The sequence below is a fragment of the Hyphomicrobiales bacterium genome, assembly GCA_002869065.1.
In the GTDB taxonomy this organism is placed as follows: Bacteria; Pseudomonadota; Alphaproteobacteria; order Rhizobiales; family Rhodobiaceae; genus Rhodobium.
The window spans coordinates 515,405-528,231 of the sequence record PKTR01000001.1 but is presented as its reverse complement, the minus strand read 5'-3'; the positions used below and the strand labels follow the sequence as shown (position 1 = coordinate 528,231).

Annotated in this window: 12 protein-coding genes; all 12 read right to left on the bottom strand. The window is 63.3% G+C overall.

The features are described from left to right. Positions 1-4: 4 nt before the first annotated feature. The 12 genes from C0606_02320 to C0606_02265 all read right to left on the bottom strand — a co-directional run bounded on the left by C0606_02320 (position 5) and on the right by C0606_02265 (position 12,810). Entirely contained in the window at positions 5-1,516 is a 1,512-nt protein-coding gene (locus tag C0606_02320) for an NADH-quinone oxidoreductase subunit M (protein PLX39378.1), read from the bottom strand. Continuing rightward, the gene (locus C0606_02315) at positions 1,516-3,459 is read right to left on the bottom strand and encodes an NADH-quinone oxidoreductase subunit L (GenBank protein ID PLX39377.1); all 1,944 of its coding nucleotides are present in this window, start codon (positions 3,457-3,459) and stop codon (positions 1,516-1,518) included. Before C0606_02315 ends, C0606_02320 begins: the two co-directional genes overlap by 1 nt. A gap of 5 nt (positions 3,460-3,464) precedes the next feature. Then, entirely contained in the window at positions 3,465-3,773 is a 309-nt protein-coding gene (locus C0606_02310; GenBank protein PLX39376.1) for an NADH-quinone oxidoreductase subunit NuoK, read from the bottom strand. Between the two features lie 58 nt (positions 3,774-3,831). Next, on the bottom strand, positions 3,832-4,446 hold the full coding sequence (locus C0606_02305; GenBank protein ID PLX39375.1) for an NADH-quinone oxidoreductase subunit J: 615 nt from the start codon (positions 4,444-4,446) through the stop codon (positions 3,832-3,834). A 77-nt stretch (positions 4,447-4,523) separates the two neighbouring features. Further along, positions 4,524-5,012: an NADH-quinone oxidoreductase subunit NuoI gene (locus C0606_02300; GenBank protein PLX39374.1), complete on the bottom strand. Its 489-nt coding sequence runs from the start codon at positions 5,010-5,012 to the stop codon at positions 4,524-4,526. Between the two features lie 43 nt (positions 5,013-5,055). Beyond that, positions 5,056-5,301 carry a hypothetical protein gene (locus C0606_02295; GenBank protein PLX39373.1) on the bottom strand — a complete coding sequence of 82 codons (246 nt, stop codon included), beginning with the start codon at positions 5,299-5,301 and terminating at the stop codon, positions 5,056-5,058. 12 nt (positions 5,302-5,313) lie between these two features. Further along, a complete protein-coding gene (locus tag C0606_02290; GenBank protein ID PLX39372.1) occupies positions 5,314-6,375 on the bottom strand; it encodes an NADH-quinone oxidoreductase subunit NuoH in 1,062 nt (353 codons plus the stop codon). Between the two features lie 21 nt (positions 6,376-6,396). Next, the gene (locus C0606_02285; protein ID PLX39371.1) at positions 6,397-8,490 is read right to left on the bottom strand and encodes an NADH-quinone oxidoreductase subunit G; all 2,094 of its coding nucleotides are present in this window, start codon (positions 8,488-8,490) and stop codon (positions 6,397-6,399) included. A 39-nt stretch (positions 8,491-8,529) separates the two neighbouring features. Further along, complete coding sequence (locus C0606_02280; protein ID PLX39370.1) at positions 8,530-9,834, bottom strand: NADH-quinone oxidoreductase subunit F; 1,305 nt, start codon at positions 9,832-9,834, stop codon at positions 8,530-8,532. A 15-nt stretch (positions 9,835-9,849) separates the two neighbouring features. Then, entirely contained in the window at positions 9,850-10,914 is a 1,065-nt protein-coding gene (locus C0606_02275) for an NADH-quinone oxidoreductase subunit NuoE (protein PLX39369.1), read from the bottom strand. A gap of 92 nt (positions 10,915-11,006) precedes the next feature. After that, positions 11,007-12,197, bottom strand: a complete 1,191-nt coding sequence (locus tag C0606_02270; protein PLX39368.1) for an NADH-quinone oxidoreductase subunit D — start codon at positions 12,195-12,197, stop codon at positions 11,007-11,009. Positions 12,198-12,204: 7 nt separating this feature from the next. Then, complete coding sequence (locus C0606_02265; GenBank protein ID PLX39367.1) at positions 12,205-12,810, bottom strand: NADH-quinone oxidoreductase subunit C; 606 nt, start codon at positions 12,808-12,810, stop codon at positions 12,205-12,207. Positions 12,811-12,827 lie beyond the last annotated feature (17 nt).

Genomic DNA, 12,827 nt, shown 5'->3' with positions numbered 1-12,827 from the left:
CAAATCAGTTGATGATCATCGCGGTATGCTGGGCGGCGGCCGCCGCGGCCTGCATCTTGTTGACCAGACTGTCGACGGAAGCCGCGGTGACGTCGAGCACCGGCAGCGGATAGACGCCGAAAAGGATGGTCAGGATGATCAGCGGAACCAGGATAACCTTTTCGCGCATCGTCAGGTCGGCGATCATCTTGAGGCCTTCCTTCTCGATGGCGCCGTAGACGACGCGGCGATAGAGCCACAACGCGTAAGCCGCCGACAGAATAACACCGGTGGTGGCGAAGAACGCGACCCAGGTGTTGACCTTGAAGGTGGCGACCAGTGTCAGGAACTCGCCGACGAAGCCGCTGGTGCCCGGCAGGCCGACATTGGCCAGCGTGAACACCATCAGCGCAACGGCGTACCACGGCATGCGGTTCACGAGGCCGCCATAGGCGGAGATCTCGCGGGTATGCATGCGGTCATAGATGACGCCGACGCACAGGAACAGCGCGCCCGACACGATGCCATGCGAGAGCATCTGGAAGATCGAGCCCTGGATGCCCTGCGCGTTCATGGTGAAGATGCCCATGGTCACGAAGCCCATATGGGCGACGGATGAATAGGCGATCAGCTTCTTGATGTCTTCCTGCATCAGCGCGACGAGCGAGGTGTAGATGATCGCGACGACGGAGAGCGTGAAGACGAACGGCGCGAACATGTCGCTGGCAATCGGGAACATCGGCAGCGAGAAGCGCAGGAAGCCGTAGCCGCCCATCTTCAGGAGGATGCCGGCCAGGATGACCGAACCCGCCGTCGGCGCCTCGACGTGCGCGTCGGGAAGCCAGGTGTGCACCGGCCACATCGGCATCTTGACGGCGAAGGAGGCAAAGAACGCCAGCCATAGCCATGTCTGCATGCCAGCCGGGAAGGAATGATCCATCAGCGCGACGATGTCGGTCGTGCCGGCCTGCCAGTACATCGCCATGATGGCGAGGAGCATCAACACCGAGCCGAGCAACGTGTAGAGGAAGAACTTGAAGCTCGCATAGATGCGCCGCTTGCCGCCCCAGATGCCGATGATCAGGAACATCGGGATCAGACCGCCTTCGAAGAAGACGTAGAATACGAGCAGATCGAGCGCGCAGAAGACGCCGATCATCAGGGTTTCCAGGATCAGGAAGGCGATCATGTATTCCTTGACGCGGTTCTGGACGGATTCCCAGCTCGCGAGAATGCAGAACGGCATCAGGAAGGTGGTGAGGATGACGAACAGCACCGAAATGCCGTCGACGCCCATGTGATAGGTGATCGCGCCGCCGAGCCATTCCTTGCGCTCCAGCATCTGGAAGCCCGGATTGCTCGGGTCGTACGCACCCAGCACGAACAGCGAAATCAGGAAGGTCAGACCGGTGGTCAACAGCGCCACGCGGCGAATGTTGAGCTTTGCCGTCTCGTCGTCACCCCGCACCAGCAGGATGAACAGGACGCCGACAGCCGGCATGAAGGTGACGATTGAAAGGAGCGGCCAGTCGCTCATCAGTTTGCCCCTCCACCGGAGAACATGACCCAGGTAATGAGCGCCGCAAGGCCGATCAGCATGGCGAACGCGTAATGATAGAGATAGCCGGTCTGCAGCCGCACGACACGCTGCGTGATATCAAGCACGCGCGCCGAGATGCCGTCCGGACCGAAGCCGTCGATCAGCCAGCCGTCGCCCTTCTTCCACAGGAAGCGGCCGAGCCACTTGGCCGGGCGAACGAAGATGAGATCGTAAAGCTCGTCGAAGTACCACTTGTTCAAGAGGAACTGGTACAGCGCGTCGTGACGCGCGGCGAGCCGTTTCGGGATATCCGGCGAGCGAATGTAGAAGATGTAGGCGGTGACGAAGCCGAGCAGCATCATGACGAACGGCGCGGCCTTCACCCACATCGGCACGCTGTGGATGTCGTGCAGGATGTGGTTCTCTTCCGAGGTGAACAGCGCGCCCTTCCAGAACTCGCCATAGCCCTCGCCGATGAAGTTGCCGGCAAAGAGGAGACCGGCACCGAGCGCGCCGATCGCCAGGATCGCCAGCGGAACGGTCATCACGGCGGGCGACTCGTGTACGTGGTTCATGACTTCGGCGGACGCGCGCGGCTTGCCGTGGAAGGTCATGAAGATCAGCCGCCAGGAGTAGAACGAGGTCATCAGCGCGGCCGCCACCGTCAGCCAGAAGGCATATTCGGCGAAGGCGTTATGGCCGACGAAGGTCGCTTCGATGATGGCGTCCTTGGAGAAGAAGCCGGCAGTCAGCGGGAAGCCGGTCAGAGCCAGCGTACCGATGACCATCATCCAGTAGGTGATCGGGATGTGACGGCGCAGGCCGCCCATCTTGCGCATGTCCTGCTCGTCGGCAACGGCGTGGATCACCGCACCGGCACCAAGGAACAGCAGCGCCTTGAAGAAGGCATGCGTGAACAGGTGGAACACGCCGGCCGAATAGGCACCGACGCCGAGTGCTGCAAACATGTAGCCGAGCTGCGAGCAGGTCGAATAGGCGATGACGCGCTTGATGTCGTTCTGCACCAGACCAACGGTCGCGGCGAAGAAGGCGGTCGTCGCGCCAATGAAGGTCACGACGGTCAGCGCGGTGTGCGACAGCTCGAACAGCGGCGACAGGCGCGCCACCATGAAGACACCGGCGGTGACCATGGTGGCGGCGTGAATGAGCGCGGAGACCGGCGTCGGGCCTTCCATGGCGTCCGGCAGCCAGGTGTGCAGCAGGAACTGCGCCGACTTGCCCATGGCGCCGAGGAACAAGAGCAGCGACACGGTGGTCAGGATGTCGACGTCCCACGACAGGAAGTGGAAGGTCTGTTCCTGCAGCCCCTTGGCTTCTGCAAACACGGTATCGAGCGCGATCGAGCCGGTCAGCGCGAACAGCGCGAAGATACCGAGCGCAAAGCCGAAGTCACCGACGCGGTTGACGATGAAGGCCTTCATGGCGGCCGCGTTGGCCGACGGCTTCTGATACCAGAAACCGATCAGCAGATAGGACGCGAGACCGACGCCTTCCCAGCCGAAGAACATCTGCAGCAGATTGTCGGCGGTCACCAGCGTCAGCATGGCGAAGGTGAACAGCGACAGATATGCGAAGAAACGCGGCCGATGCGGATCGTGGTGCATGTAGCCGATCGAGTAGACGTGCACCAGCGCGGAAACGGTGTTGACCACCACCAGCATGACGACGGTCAGCGTGTCGATGCGCAGCGCCCAGTCGATGGTCAGGTCGCCGGAAACGATCCATGGCGCGATGGCGATCTTGGTGGCGGTTTCCCCCTCGCCCATGCCGACCGAGAAGAAGGCGACCCAGGAGAGCACGGCGGCGATGACCACCAGCGTCGAGGTGATGTATTCGCTCGCCTTGGATCCGATCACGCGGCCAAAAAGGCCGGCGATCAGGAAGCCGATGAGCGGCAGGAAGACAATGGCCGAATACATAAGCCTCAGCCCTTCATCATGTTGATGTCTTCAACCGCGATCGAGCCCCGGTTGCGATAGAAGACGACGAGAATTGCGAGCCCGATGGCCGCCTCCGCGGCGGCGACCGTGAGGATCAGCAGGGCGAAGATTTGCCCGACGAGATCGCCGAGGAAGGCGGAAAAGGCGACGAAGTTGATGTTGACCGCAAGCAGGACGAGTTCGACCGACATCAAAATGACGATCACGTTCTTCCGGTTCAGGAAGATGCCGAAGACACCGACCGTGAACAGGATCGCCGCGAGCGAGAGGTAGTGCGACAGCCCGATTTCCATTGTTCCGTCTCGTCGTCCCTATTGTTGCACGGCCCGAACGGACCGAAACCTCAGCCGGTCAGATACCTTTGCCCGATTCGACCTTGCGAACCTCGATAGCGGTCTTGGGATCGCGGGCAACCTGCTCGTTGATGTCCTGCCGCTTGACGTTTTCCTTGTGGCGCAGCGTCAGCACGATGGCGCCGATCATCGCGACCAGAAGGATCAGGCCGGCAGCCTGAAAGAAGTAGATGTAGCGGGTGTAGAGAAGCTGGCCGATCGCCTCGATGTTGCTCGTCTCGGCAATCGGCGGGATCGGTACGGTCGGCGATGCGGCGATATCGGGCGCGATCAGCCAGGTGCCGGCAACCGCGATCAGCTCGACCAGCAGGATGAGCCCGATCAGCGCGCCGATCGGCAGGTACTGCAGAAAGCCCTGGCGCATCTCGACGAAGTCGATGTCCAGCATCATCACCACGAAGAGGAAGAGAACCGCGACGGCACCGACATAGACGACGACCAGGATCATCGCCAGGAATTCCGCCCCGACCAGCAGGAACAGGCCCGCAGCGTTGAAGAACGCCAGGATCAGGAACAGCACCGAATGCACCGGATTGCGCGCGGATATCACCATCACGGCGGATGCGACGCACACCGCTGCAAAGATGTAGAAAAAGACCGCCTGCAAAATCATTCCTCAGGCTCCCCCGTTGCCGAGTCCCGTGGCCGTCGCATCCCGCGTCCGGCCGGCATGTATTCCAGACGCGCCGCTTAGCGGTAAGGCGCATCCATCTTGATGTTCCGGGCAATCTCCCGCTCCCAACGGTCGCCGTTGGCCAGGAGTCTGTCCTTGTCGTAGTAGAGTTCTTCCCGGGTTTCGGTGGCGAACTCGAAATTCGGTCCCTCGACGATGGCCTCCACCGGGCAGGCTTCCTGGCAGAAGCCGCAGTAGATGCATTTCACCATGTCGATGTCGTAGCGGGTCGTGCGCCGGCTGCCGTCGTTGCGGCGCGGGCCGGCTTCGATGGTGATCGCCTGCGCCGGGCAAACCGCTTCGCACAGCTTGCACGCGATGCAGCGTTCCTCGCCGTTCGGATAGCGGCGCAGCGCGTGTTCGCCACGGAAGCGCGGCGACACGGGGCCCTTCTCGAACGGGTAGTTGAGGGTCGATTTCGGCCTGAAGAAATAGCGCATCGACAGAAAGAATGCCGACACGAATTCCTTCAGAAACAGCTGCTTTGCGACCTGATCAAGTCTCATCGCCCAAGCGCTCCCTTACCTGTCACAACGGTCAATCGCTCGTTCATCCCGCGATCTGTGCTCCCGTTAGATATCCGATCACCGGAAACCCGATGAAAAACACGACGAAGATCACCGCCAGCAGCGCGTTGAGCTTCTGCTCCGCGCTCTTTCGCGCCTGCGCATCGTGAAGCGTCAGGGCCTTTGCCTGATGCTTGTTGCGCAAGATGCCCGAGACGGCCTTCCAGTCGAGCCACGCCAGAACGAAGCCCAGAAGTCCGCCGATCGCGCCGGCCAGCGAAATCGTCATGCCGCCCTCCGCTCACGGTGCCCAGCCCGTGATCTGCAAAACACCCGCAACGACAAACACCATGGCCAGCGACAGCGGAAGGAAGACCTTCCAACCCAGACGCATCAGCTGGTCGTAGCGATAGCGCGGCACCATGGCCTTCGCCATTGCGATGAAGAAGAACATCATCAGCGTCTTCAGCGAGAACCAGACAACGCCCGGAACCCAGGTGAACGGCGCAAAGTCGAACGGCGGCAGCCACCCGCCGAGGAACAGAATGGTCGCCATCGAGCACATCAGCACGATCGCCACGTATTCCCCGAGCATGAACATCATGTAGGGCGTGGAGCCATATTCGACCATGAAGCCGGCAACCAGCTCCGATTCCGCTTCGACCAGGTCGAACGGCGGGCGGTTGGTCTCGGCGAGCGCCGAAATGAAGAACACCACGAACATCGGGAACAGCGGCAGCCAGTACCAGTCGAGGAACGACACCCACGGCAAGCCCACTGCAGTCGCGAGACCGGTTTCCTGTGACTTGACGATCTCGGTCAGGTTCAGCGAACCGGCGCACAAAAGAACGGTGATGATGACGAAGCCGATGGAGACTTCGTAGGACACCATCTGCGCGGCGGAGCGCAGCGAGGCGAGCAGCGGATATTTCGAGTTCGACGCCCAGCCTCCCATGATGACGCCGTACACGCCGAGCGAGGAAATCGCGAAGATGTAGAGGATGCCGACATTGATGTCGGCGATCGCCCAGCCTTCGGCAACCGGCACCACGGCCCAGGCCGCGAGCGACAGCGTCACGGTGACCAACGGGGCCAGAAGAAAGATGCCCTTGTTGGCGCCGGACGGAATGACGACTTCCTTGAAGACGAATTTCAGCATGTCGGCGAAGGACTGGAACAGTCCCCAGGGGCCGACGATGTTCGGGCCGCGCCGCATCTGCACCGCCGCCCAGATCTTGCGGTCGGCATAGAGCACGTAGGCGACCGCCACCAGCAGCACGACCAGCAGGATTACCGCCTGCCAGACGACGCCGAGGTAGATCGGCGAAATCCCGACACCGAACAGATAATAGAGCGCGTCCATGAAGGTCACCGCTCGCCCCCCTTATTCCGCCGCCGCGCTCGCGCTGTTGCGCGCCAGGGCCGAACATTCGGCCATGACCGCACTTGCGCGGGCAATCGGGTTGGTCATGTAGAAATCGCCGATGGCCGGGCCGAACCCGCCCGCCTCGAGCGCGCCGCCGATGCCGGCGAGCGCGGAAATGGCCGCCGGATCACCGGCCTCGATCTCATCGAGCGCAGCCATGTGCGGGTGCGCCTCGTAAAGCGCGGCGCGCAGCGCGGCCAGCGAGTCATAGGGCAGCTTGGCGCCGAGTTCGGCCGACAGCGCGCGAAGGACCGCCCAGTCCTCGCGGGCGTCGCCCGGCGGGAAGGCAGCGCGCGCGCCCATCTGGACGCGGCCCTCGGTGTTGACGTAGGTGCCCGACTTCTCGGTGTAGGTCGCGCCCGGCAGGATGACGTCGGCGCGGTGAGCGCCGGCGTCGCCGTGGCTGCCGATATAGACGACGAAGGCAGAACCGAGCGCCATCGTGTCGATCTCGTCGGCACCGAGCAGGAACAGGAGCTCGAGGTCGCCGTTGCCGGCGGCGGAGACAATGCCGGCCGCATCGAGACCGCCCTCGCCCGGCACGAAACCGATGTCGAGGCCGCCAACGCGCGACGCCGCGGTGTGCAGTACGGAGAAGCCGTTCCAGCCTTCGGTAACAGCGCCGACCGCATCGGCGAGCTTCGCAGCCGCCGACAGGATCGCCAAACCGTCTGCGCGCGACAGGGCGCCCTGCCCGACGGTGATCAGCGGACGTTCGGCGTTCTTCAGCACGTCGGCGAACGCACCCTTGCCGTCGGCAAGTTCATTGAGTGTATCGGCACCGGCGCCGAGATAGTCGTAAGTGTAGGTCAGGTCGACGTTTTCGCCGATCAGAGCGACCGGCAAGCCGCCCTTGCGCCAGCGCTTGCGGATACGCGCGTTCAACACCGGCGCTTCCCAACGCGGATTGGAGCCGATCATCAGCACCGCGTCGGCGTCTTCGATACCGGCAACCGTGGTGTTGAAGATGTAGCTCGCGCGGCCGTGCGCCTGATCCAGTTTGGTGCCGTCCTGGCGGCAGTCGGCATTGGCCGAGCCGAGCGCGCCCAACAGCGCCTTCAGGGCGAACATTTCCTCGACGCTTGCCATGTCGCCGGCAATGGCGCCGATCTTGGCACCGTCGAGGCCTTTGGCCTTTGCGGCGATGGCGGCGAAGGCTTCGCTCCAGGACGCCGGCGTCAGGCGGCCGTCACGCTTCACATAGGGCTTGTCGAGGCGCTGCGTGCGCAGGCCGTCCCAGATGAAGCGGGTCTTGTCGGAGATCCATTCCTCGTTCACCGCCTCGTTGAGACGGGGCACGATGCGCATCACCTCGCGGCCGCGGGTATCGACGCGGATGGCCGAGCCGAGCGCGTCCATGACGTCGACGGATTCGGTCTTCTGCAGTTCCCACGGACGGGCGTGATAGGCGTAGGGACGCGAGGTCAGCGCGCCGACCGGGCAGAGGTCGATGACGTTGCCCTGCAGCTCCGACGTCAGCGCCTGTTCGAGATAGGTGGTGATCTCGGCATCCTCGCCGCGGCTGATCAGGCCCATCTCGGTGATGCCGGCGACCTCGGTGGTGAAACGGACGCAGCGCGTGCAGTGAATGCAGCGGGTCATCGTCGTCTTGACCAGCGGACCGATATATTTGTCTTCGACGGCGCGCTTGTTCTCGGCATAGCGCGAACCATCGACGCCATAGGCCATGGCCTGATCCTGCAGGTCGCATTCGCCGCCCTGATCGCAGATCGGGCAGTCGAGCGGATGGTTGATCAGCAGGAATTCCATGACGCCCTGACGCGCCTTGCGGACGGTCTCGGAGCGGGTCGAGACTTCCGGCGGTTCGCCGTTCGGGCCCGGGCGACAATCGCGAACCAGCGCCGAGCAGGACGCCAGCGGCTTCGGCGCGCCTTTCAGCTCGACCAGACACATACGGCAGTTGCCGGCAACCGACAGCCGCTCATGGAAACAGAAGCGGGGAATCTCGGCACCAGCCTCCTCACACGCCTGCATCAGCGTGTAATCGGCCGGTACTTCCATTTCGGTTCCGTCGACGATGATCTTCGGCATTCGTCCGTTATCCTATCGATCCGGCGCTCGCGCGCCCTCTCACTCCGCCGCTGCCAGCACCGAGCCTTCTTTGGTGGCCCGGGCCGTGTACTGGTCGATGCGCTCTTCGATGACATGGCGGAAGTGGCGCACCAGACCCTGAACCGGCCAGGCAGCCGCGTCGCCAAGCGCGCAGATCGTATGTCCCTCGATCTGCTTGGAAACCTCGATGAGCATGTCGATTTCGCGCTTCTCGGCTTCGCCGCGCACCATCCGCTCCATCACCCGCCACATCCAGCCGGTGCCTTCGCGGCACGGCGTGCACTGGCCGCAGGATTCGTGCTTGTAGAAGTAGCTGAGGCGCGCAATCGCCTTGATGATGTCGGTCGACTTGTCCATCACGATCACGGCGGCGGTGCCGAGACCGGAGCGCACTTCGCGCAAGGAGTCGAAGTCCATGCCGAGTTCGTCGCACTGATCGGCGGGAACGCAGGGAACCGACGAGCCGCCCGGGATGACCGCGAGCAGATTGTCCCAGCCGCCGCGCACGCCGCCGCAATGCTTTTCGAGCAGTTCGCGCAGCGGGATGCCCATCTCTTCTTCCACCGTGCACGGCCGTTCGACGTGGCCCGAGATGCAAAAGAGCTTGGTGCCGGTGTTGTTCGGCTTGCCGAGGCCGCCGAACCAGTCGGCGCCGCGGCGCAGGATCGTCGGCACGACGGCAATCGATTCCACGTTGTTGACCGTCGTCGGGCAGCCATAGAGGCCGACAGCGGCCGGGAACGGCGGCTTCAGGCGCGGCTGGCCCTTCTTGCCCTCGATCGACTCGATCAGCGCCGATTCCTCGCCGCAGATGTAGGCACCCGCGCCGTGGTGGACGATGATGTCGAAGTCCCAACCGTGAATGTTGTTCTTGCCGATCAGCCGGGCTTCGTAGGCCTGATCGATCGCCGCCTGCAGATGCTCGCGCTCGCGGATGAATTCGCCGCGCACATAGATGTAGGCGGTGTGCGCGTTCATCGCGAAGCCGGCGATCAGACAGCCCTCGACGAGGTGATGCGGATCGTGGCGCAGGATTTCGCGGTCCTTGCAGGTGCCCGGCTCGGACTCGTCGGCATTGACGACGAGGTAGCTCGGGCGGCCATCGGATTCCTTGGGCATGAACGACCATTTGAGGCCGGTCGGGAAGCCCGCGCCGCCGCGACCGCGCAGGCCCGATGCCTTGACCTGCTCGATGATCCACGAACTGCCGCGCTCGATGAAGCCCTTGGTGCCATCCCACTGGCCGCGCGCCTGCGCACCCTTCAGCCCCCAGTCATGGAAGCCGTAGATGTTGGTGAAGATGCGATCCTTGTCCTGCAACATCGGTACCTTCGCCTCTTATTCCTGGCTCGTGGGGACGTCGCCCGCATCGACACGTTTCGAGAACGCGGTCTCGCCGCCGGCGGCCAGGGCTTCTGCCTGGTTGACCCAGTCCTCACGATCGATCCGGCCCGGGAACGCCAGATAGGTTCCGACCCAGCGGATCTCCGGCCGCGTCCACGCCGCGATCTGCGCGAAATGGAAGATGCCGAGATCGTTCAACTTGCCTTCGTTGACCTTGCCGATGCCCTTGATGCGCTTCAGGTCGTCGGCCGCGCCACCCTGCGGTGCGTCGAGCCCCTGCGGACGCTCGCCAACGGCGTTGGCCTTGTCTTCGGCGCTCGCATCGCTCGGCAATTCGGCGAGCTTGGCGGCCATTTCGGCTTCTTCGGCAGCAGTTTCGGCGCTGACTTCAGCAGCCGGCGCGGCCGGTGCGGCCTTGGTTTCGGGCGCGGGCGCCGCAGCAGCCTCGCCGCCATAAAGCGCGGGATCGGTGAGAGAGGTCGGGCCACCTTCCGGACAGGAATGCTGGCGACCGTTCTGCGGACCCGGCGTCGGCGTCTCGCCGCGCTCGAAGGCATCGAGCAGCGCTTCGAAGGTCTCCGGCGTCAGATCCTCGTAGGTGTCGCGATCGACGGCGACCATCGGCGCGTTGACGCAGGCGCCGAGGCACTCGACCTCTTCCCACGAGAACGAACCGTCGGCCGAAAGCTCATGGGCGTGCTCGGCGATGCGCCGCTTGCAAACCTTGATGATCTCTTCGGAGCCGCGAAGCATGCACGGCGTGGTGCCGCAGACCTGAATGTGGGCCTTGGCGCCGACCGGTGCTAGCTGGAACTGGGTGTAGAAAGTGGCGACTTCGAGCACGCGGATCTCGGCCATGTCGAGCATCCCGGCAATCGTCTCGATCGCCGGCTTCGACACCCAGCCTTCCTGCTCCTGTGCCCGCATCAGCAGCGGAATGACCGCGCTCTGCTTGCGCTCAGCCGGATAGAGGGCAATGCGCTCATCCGCCCACGCCGCGTTTTCGGGCGTGAAGGCGAAACTCGCCGGTTGCTCGTGATGGAGGCGTCGGACAGCCATTCCACTCTCCACTTATTCCGTCGTGCCGCTGACGAGCGGCGACGGAACGTCTTGAACATCAAAGGTCTTGCCGGAGGTTGCGACGATGCTGATCACCGGTCGACCTCCCCGAAGACGATATCGAGCGAGCCGATGATCGCCGAAATATCGGCCAGCATGTGCCCGCGGCCGAGGAAATCCATTGCCGAGAGGTGCGCATAACCCGGCGCGCGAATCTTGCAGCGATACGGCTTGTTGCCGCCATCGGAGACCAGATAGACGCCGAACTCGCCCTTCGGCGCCTCGACGGCTGCATAGGCCTCGCCGGCCGGCACGTGGAAACCCTCGGTGTAAAGCTTGAAATGCTGGATGAGCGCTTCCATGGAGCGCTTCATCGTGCCGCGCTTGGGCGGTGCGACCTTGCCGTCGACAGCAAGAACGGGCCCTTGCCCGTCCGCTTCGCCGAGCTTGTCGATGCACTGCTTCATGATGCGCACCGACTGGCGCATCTCTTCCATGCGGATGAGATAGCGGTCGTAGCAGTCGCAGTTCTTGCCGACCGGAATATCGAATTCCATTTCCGGATAGCACTCGTAGGGCTGGCTCTTGCGCAGGTCCCAGGCAGCGCCTGAGCCGCGCACCATGACGCCGGAGAAGCCCCACGCCCAGGCATCCTCGAGCGATACGATGCCGATATCGACGTTGCGCTGCTTGAAGATGCGGTTGTCGGTCAGCAGTCCCTCGATCTCGTCGAGAACCACGAGGAACGGATCGCAGAACTCGTAGATGTCCTCGATCAGCTCCTGCGGCAGGTCCTGATGGACGCCACCGGGGCGGAAATAGTTGGCGTGAAGACGGGCGCCGGAGGCGCGCTCGTAGAACACCATCAGTTTTTCGCGTTCCTCGAAGCCCCACAGCGGCGGGGTCAGCGCGCCGACGTCCATCGCCTGAGTGGTGACGTTGAGAAGATGCGAGAGCAGACGGCCGATTTCGGAGAACAGCACCCGGATGAGCTGGCCGCGGCGCGGCACCGTGATACCGAGCAGCTTTTCCGTCGCCAGACAGAAGGCGTGCTCCTGGTTCATCGGCGCGACGTAGTCGAGGCGATCGAAATACGGCGTCGACTGCAGATAGGTCTTGTGTTCGATCAGCTTTTCGGTGCCGCGATGAAGCAGCCCGACATGCGGATCGACGCGGGTCACCACTTCGCCGTCGAGCTCCAGCACCAGGCGCAACACGCCGTGGGCCGCGGGATGCTGCGGGCCGAAGTTGATGTTGAAATTTCGAAGCTGCGCCTCAGCCATTGCCGCCTCAGTTCGTCTCTGCCTTCTCATCGCCCGGGAGCACATAGTCGGTGCCCTCCCACGGCGACATGAAGTCGAAGTTGCGGAATTCCTGGGTCAGTTTGACCGGTTCGTAGACGACCCGCTTCAGCTCGTCGTCGTAGCGAACCTCGACGAAGCCGGTGAGCGGAAAATCCTTGCGAAGCGGATGGCCCTCGAAGCCGTAATCGGTCAGCAGCCGGCGCAGGTCCGGGTGCCCGGTGAACAGGATGCCATACAGGTCGTAGGCCTCACGCTCGTACCACTCGGCGCCCGGGAACACACAGGTGACCGAAGGCACCGGCGTCGTCTCGTCGGTATGCACCTTGAGGCGGATACGCTGATTCTGCTTCGGCGACAGGAGGTGATAGACCACGTCGAAACGCTTGTCCCGGCCCGGCCAGTCAACGCCACAAATGTCGATGATGTTGACGAACTGGCAGCGTGCGTCATCGCGCAGGAAGCGTACGACGGAGACGATCTGGGCAACACCGACCCGGACCGTCAGCTCGCCGTGGCTGATCTGCCATTCCTCCACCGAATCGCCGAGCGCATGGGCCAGAAACTCCCCAAGCTCGTGCAGCGTCTCGTCCATCGTCTTCTCGCTCCCCG

Bases quoted from the DNA above. Each gene is read 5' to 3' on its own strand.
- C0606_02315 (PLX39377.1), bottom strand. From the start codon at position 3,459: ATGTATTCGGCCATTGTCTTCCTGCCGCTCATCGGCTTCCTGATCGCC.
- C0606_02285 (PLX39371.1), bottom strand. From the start codon at position 8,490: ATGCCGAAGATCATCGTCGACGGAACCGAAATGGAAGTACCGGCCGAT.
- C0606_02310 (PLX39376.1), bottom strand. From the start codon at position 3,773: ATGGAAATCGGGCTGTCGCACTACCTCTCGCTCGCGGCGATCCTGTTC.
- C0606_02290 (PLX39372.1), bottom strand. From the start codon at position 6,375: ATGGACGCGCTCTATTATCTGTTCGGTGTCGGGATTTCGCCGATCTAC.
- C0606_02265 (PLX39367.1), bottom strand. From the start codon at position 12,810: ATGGACGAGACGCTGCACGAGCTTGGGGAGTTTCTGGCCCATGCGCTC.
- C0606_02280 (PLX39370.1), bottom strand. From the start codon at position 9,834: ATGTTGCAGGACAAGGATCGCATCTTCACCAACATCTACGGCTTCCAT.
- C0606_02320 (PLX39378.1), bottom strand. From the start codon at position 1,516: ATGAGCGACTGGCCGCTCCTTTCAATCGTCACCTTCATGCCGGCTGTC.
- C0606_02270 (PLX39368.1), bottom strand. From the start codon at position 12,197: ATGGCTGAGGCGCAGCTTCGAAATTTCAACATCAACTTCGGCCCGCAG.
- C0606_02295 (PLX39373.1), bottom strand. From the start codon at position 5,301: ATGACGATTTCGCTGGCCGGCGCGATCGGCGGACTTCTGGGCTTCGTT.
- C0606_02305 (PLX39375.1), bottom strand. From the start codon at position 4,446: ATGATTTTGCAGGCGGTCTTTTTCTACATCTTTGCAGCGGTGTGCGTC.
- C0606_02275 (PLX39369.1), bottom strand. From the start codon at position 10,914: ATGGCTGTCCGACGCCTCCATCACGAGCAACCGGCGAGTTTCGCCTTC.
- C0606_02300 (PLX39374.1), bottom strand. From the start codon at position 5,012: ATGAGACTTGATCAGGTCGCAAAGCAGCTGTTTCTGAAGGAATTCGTG.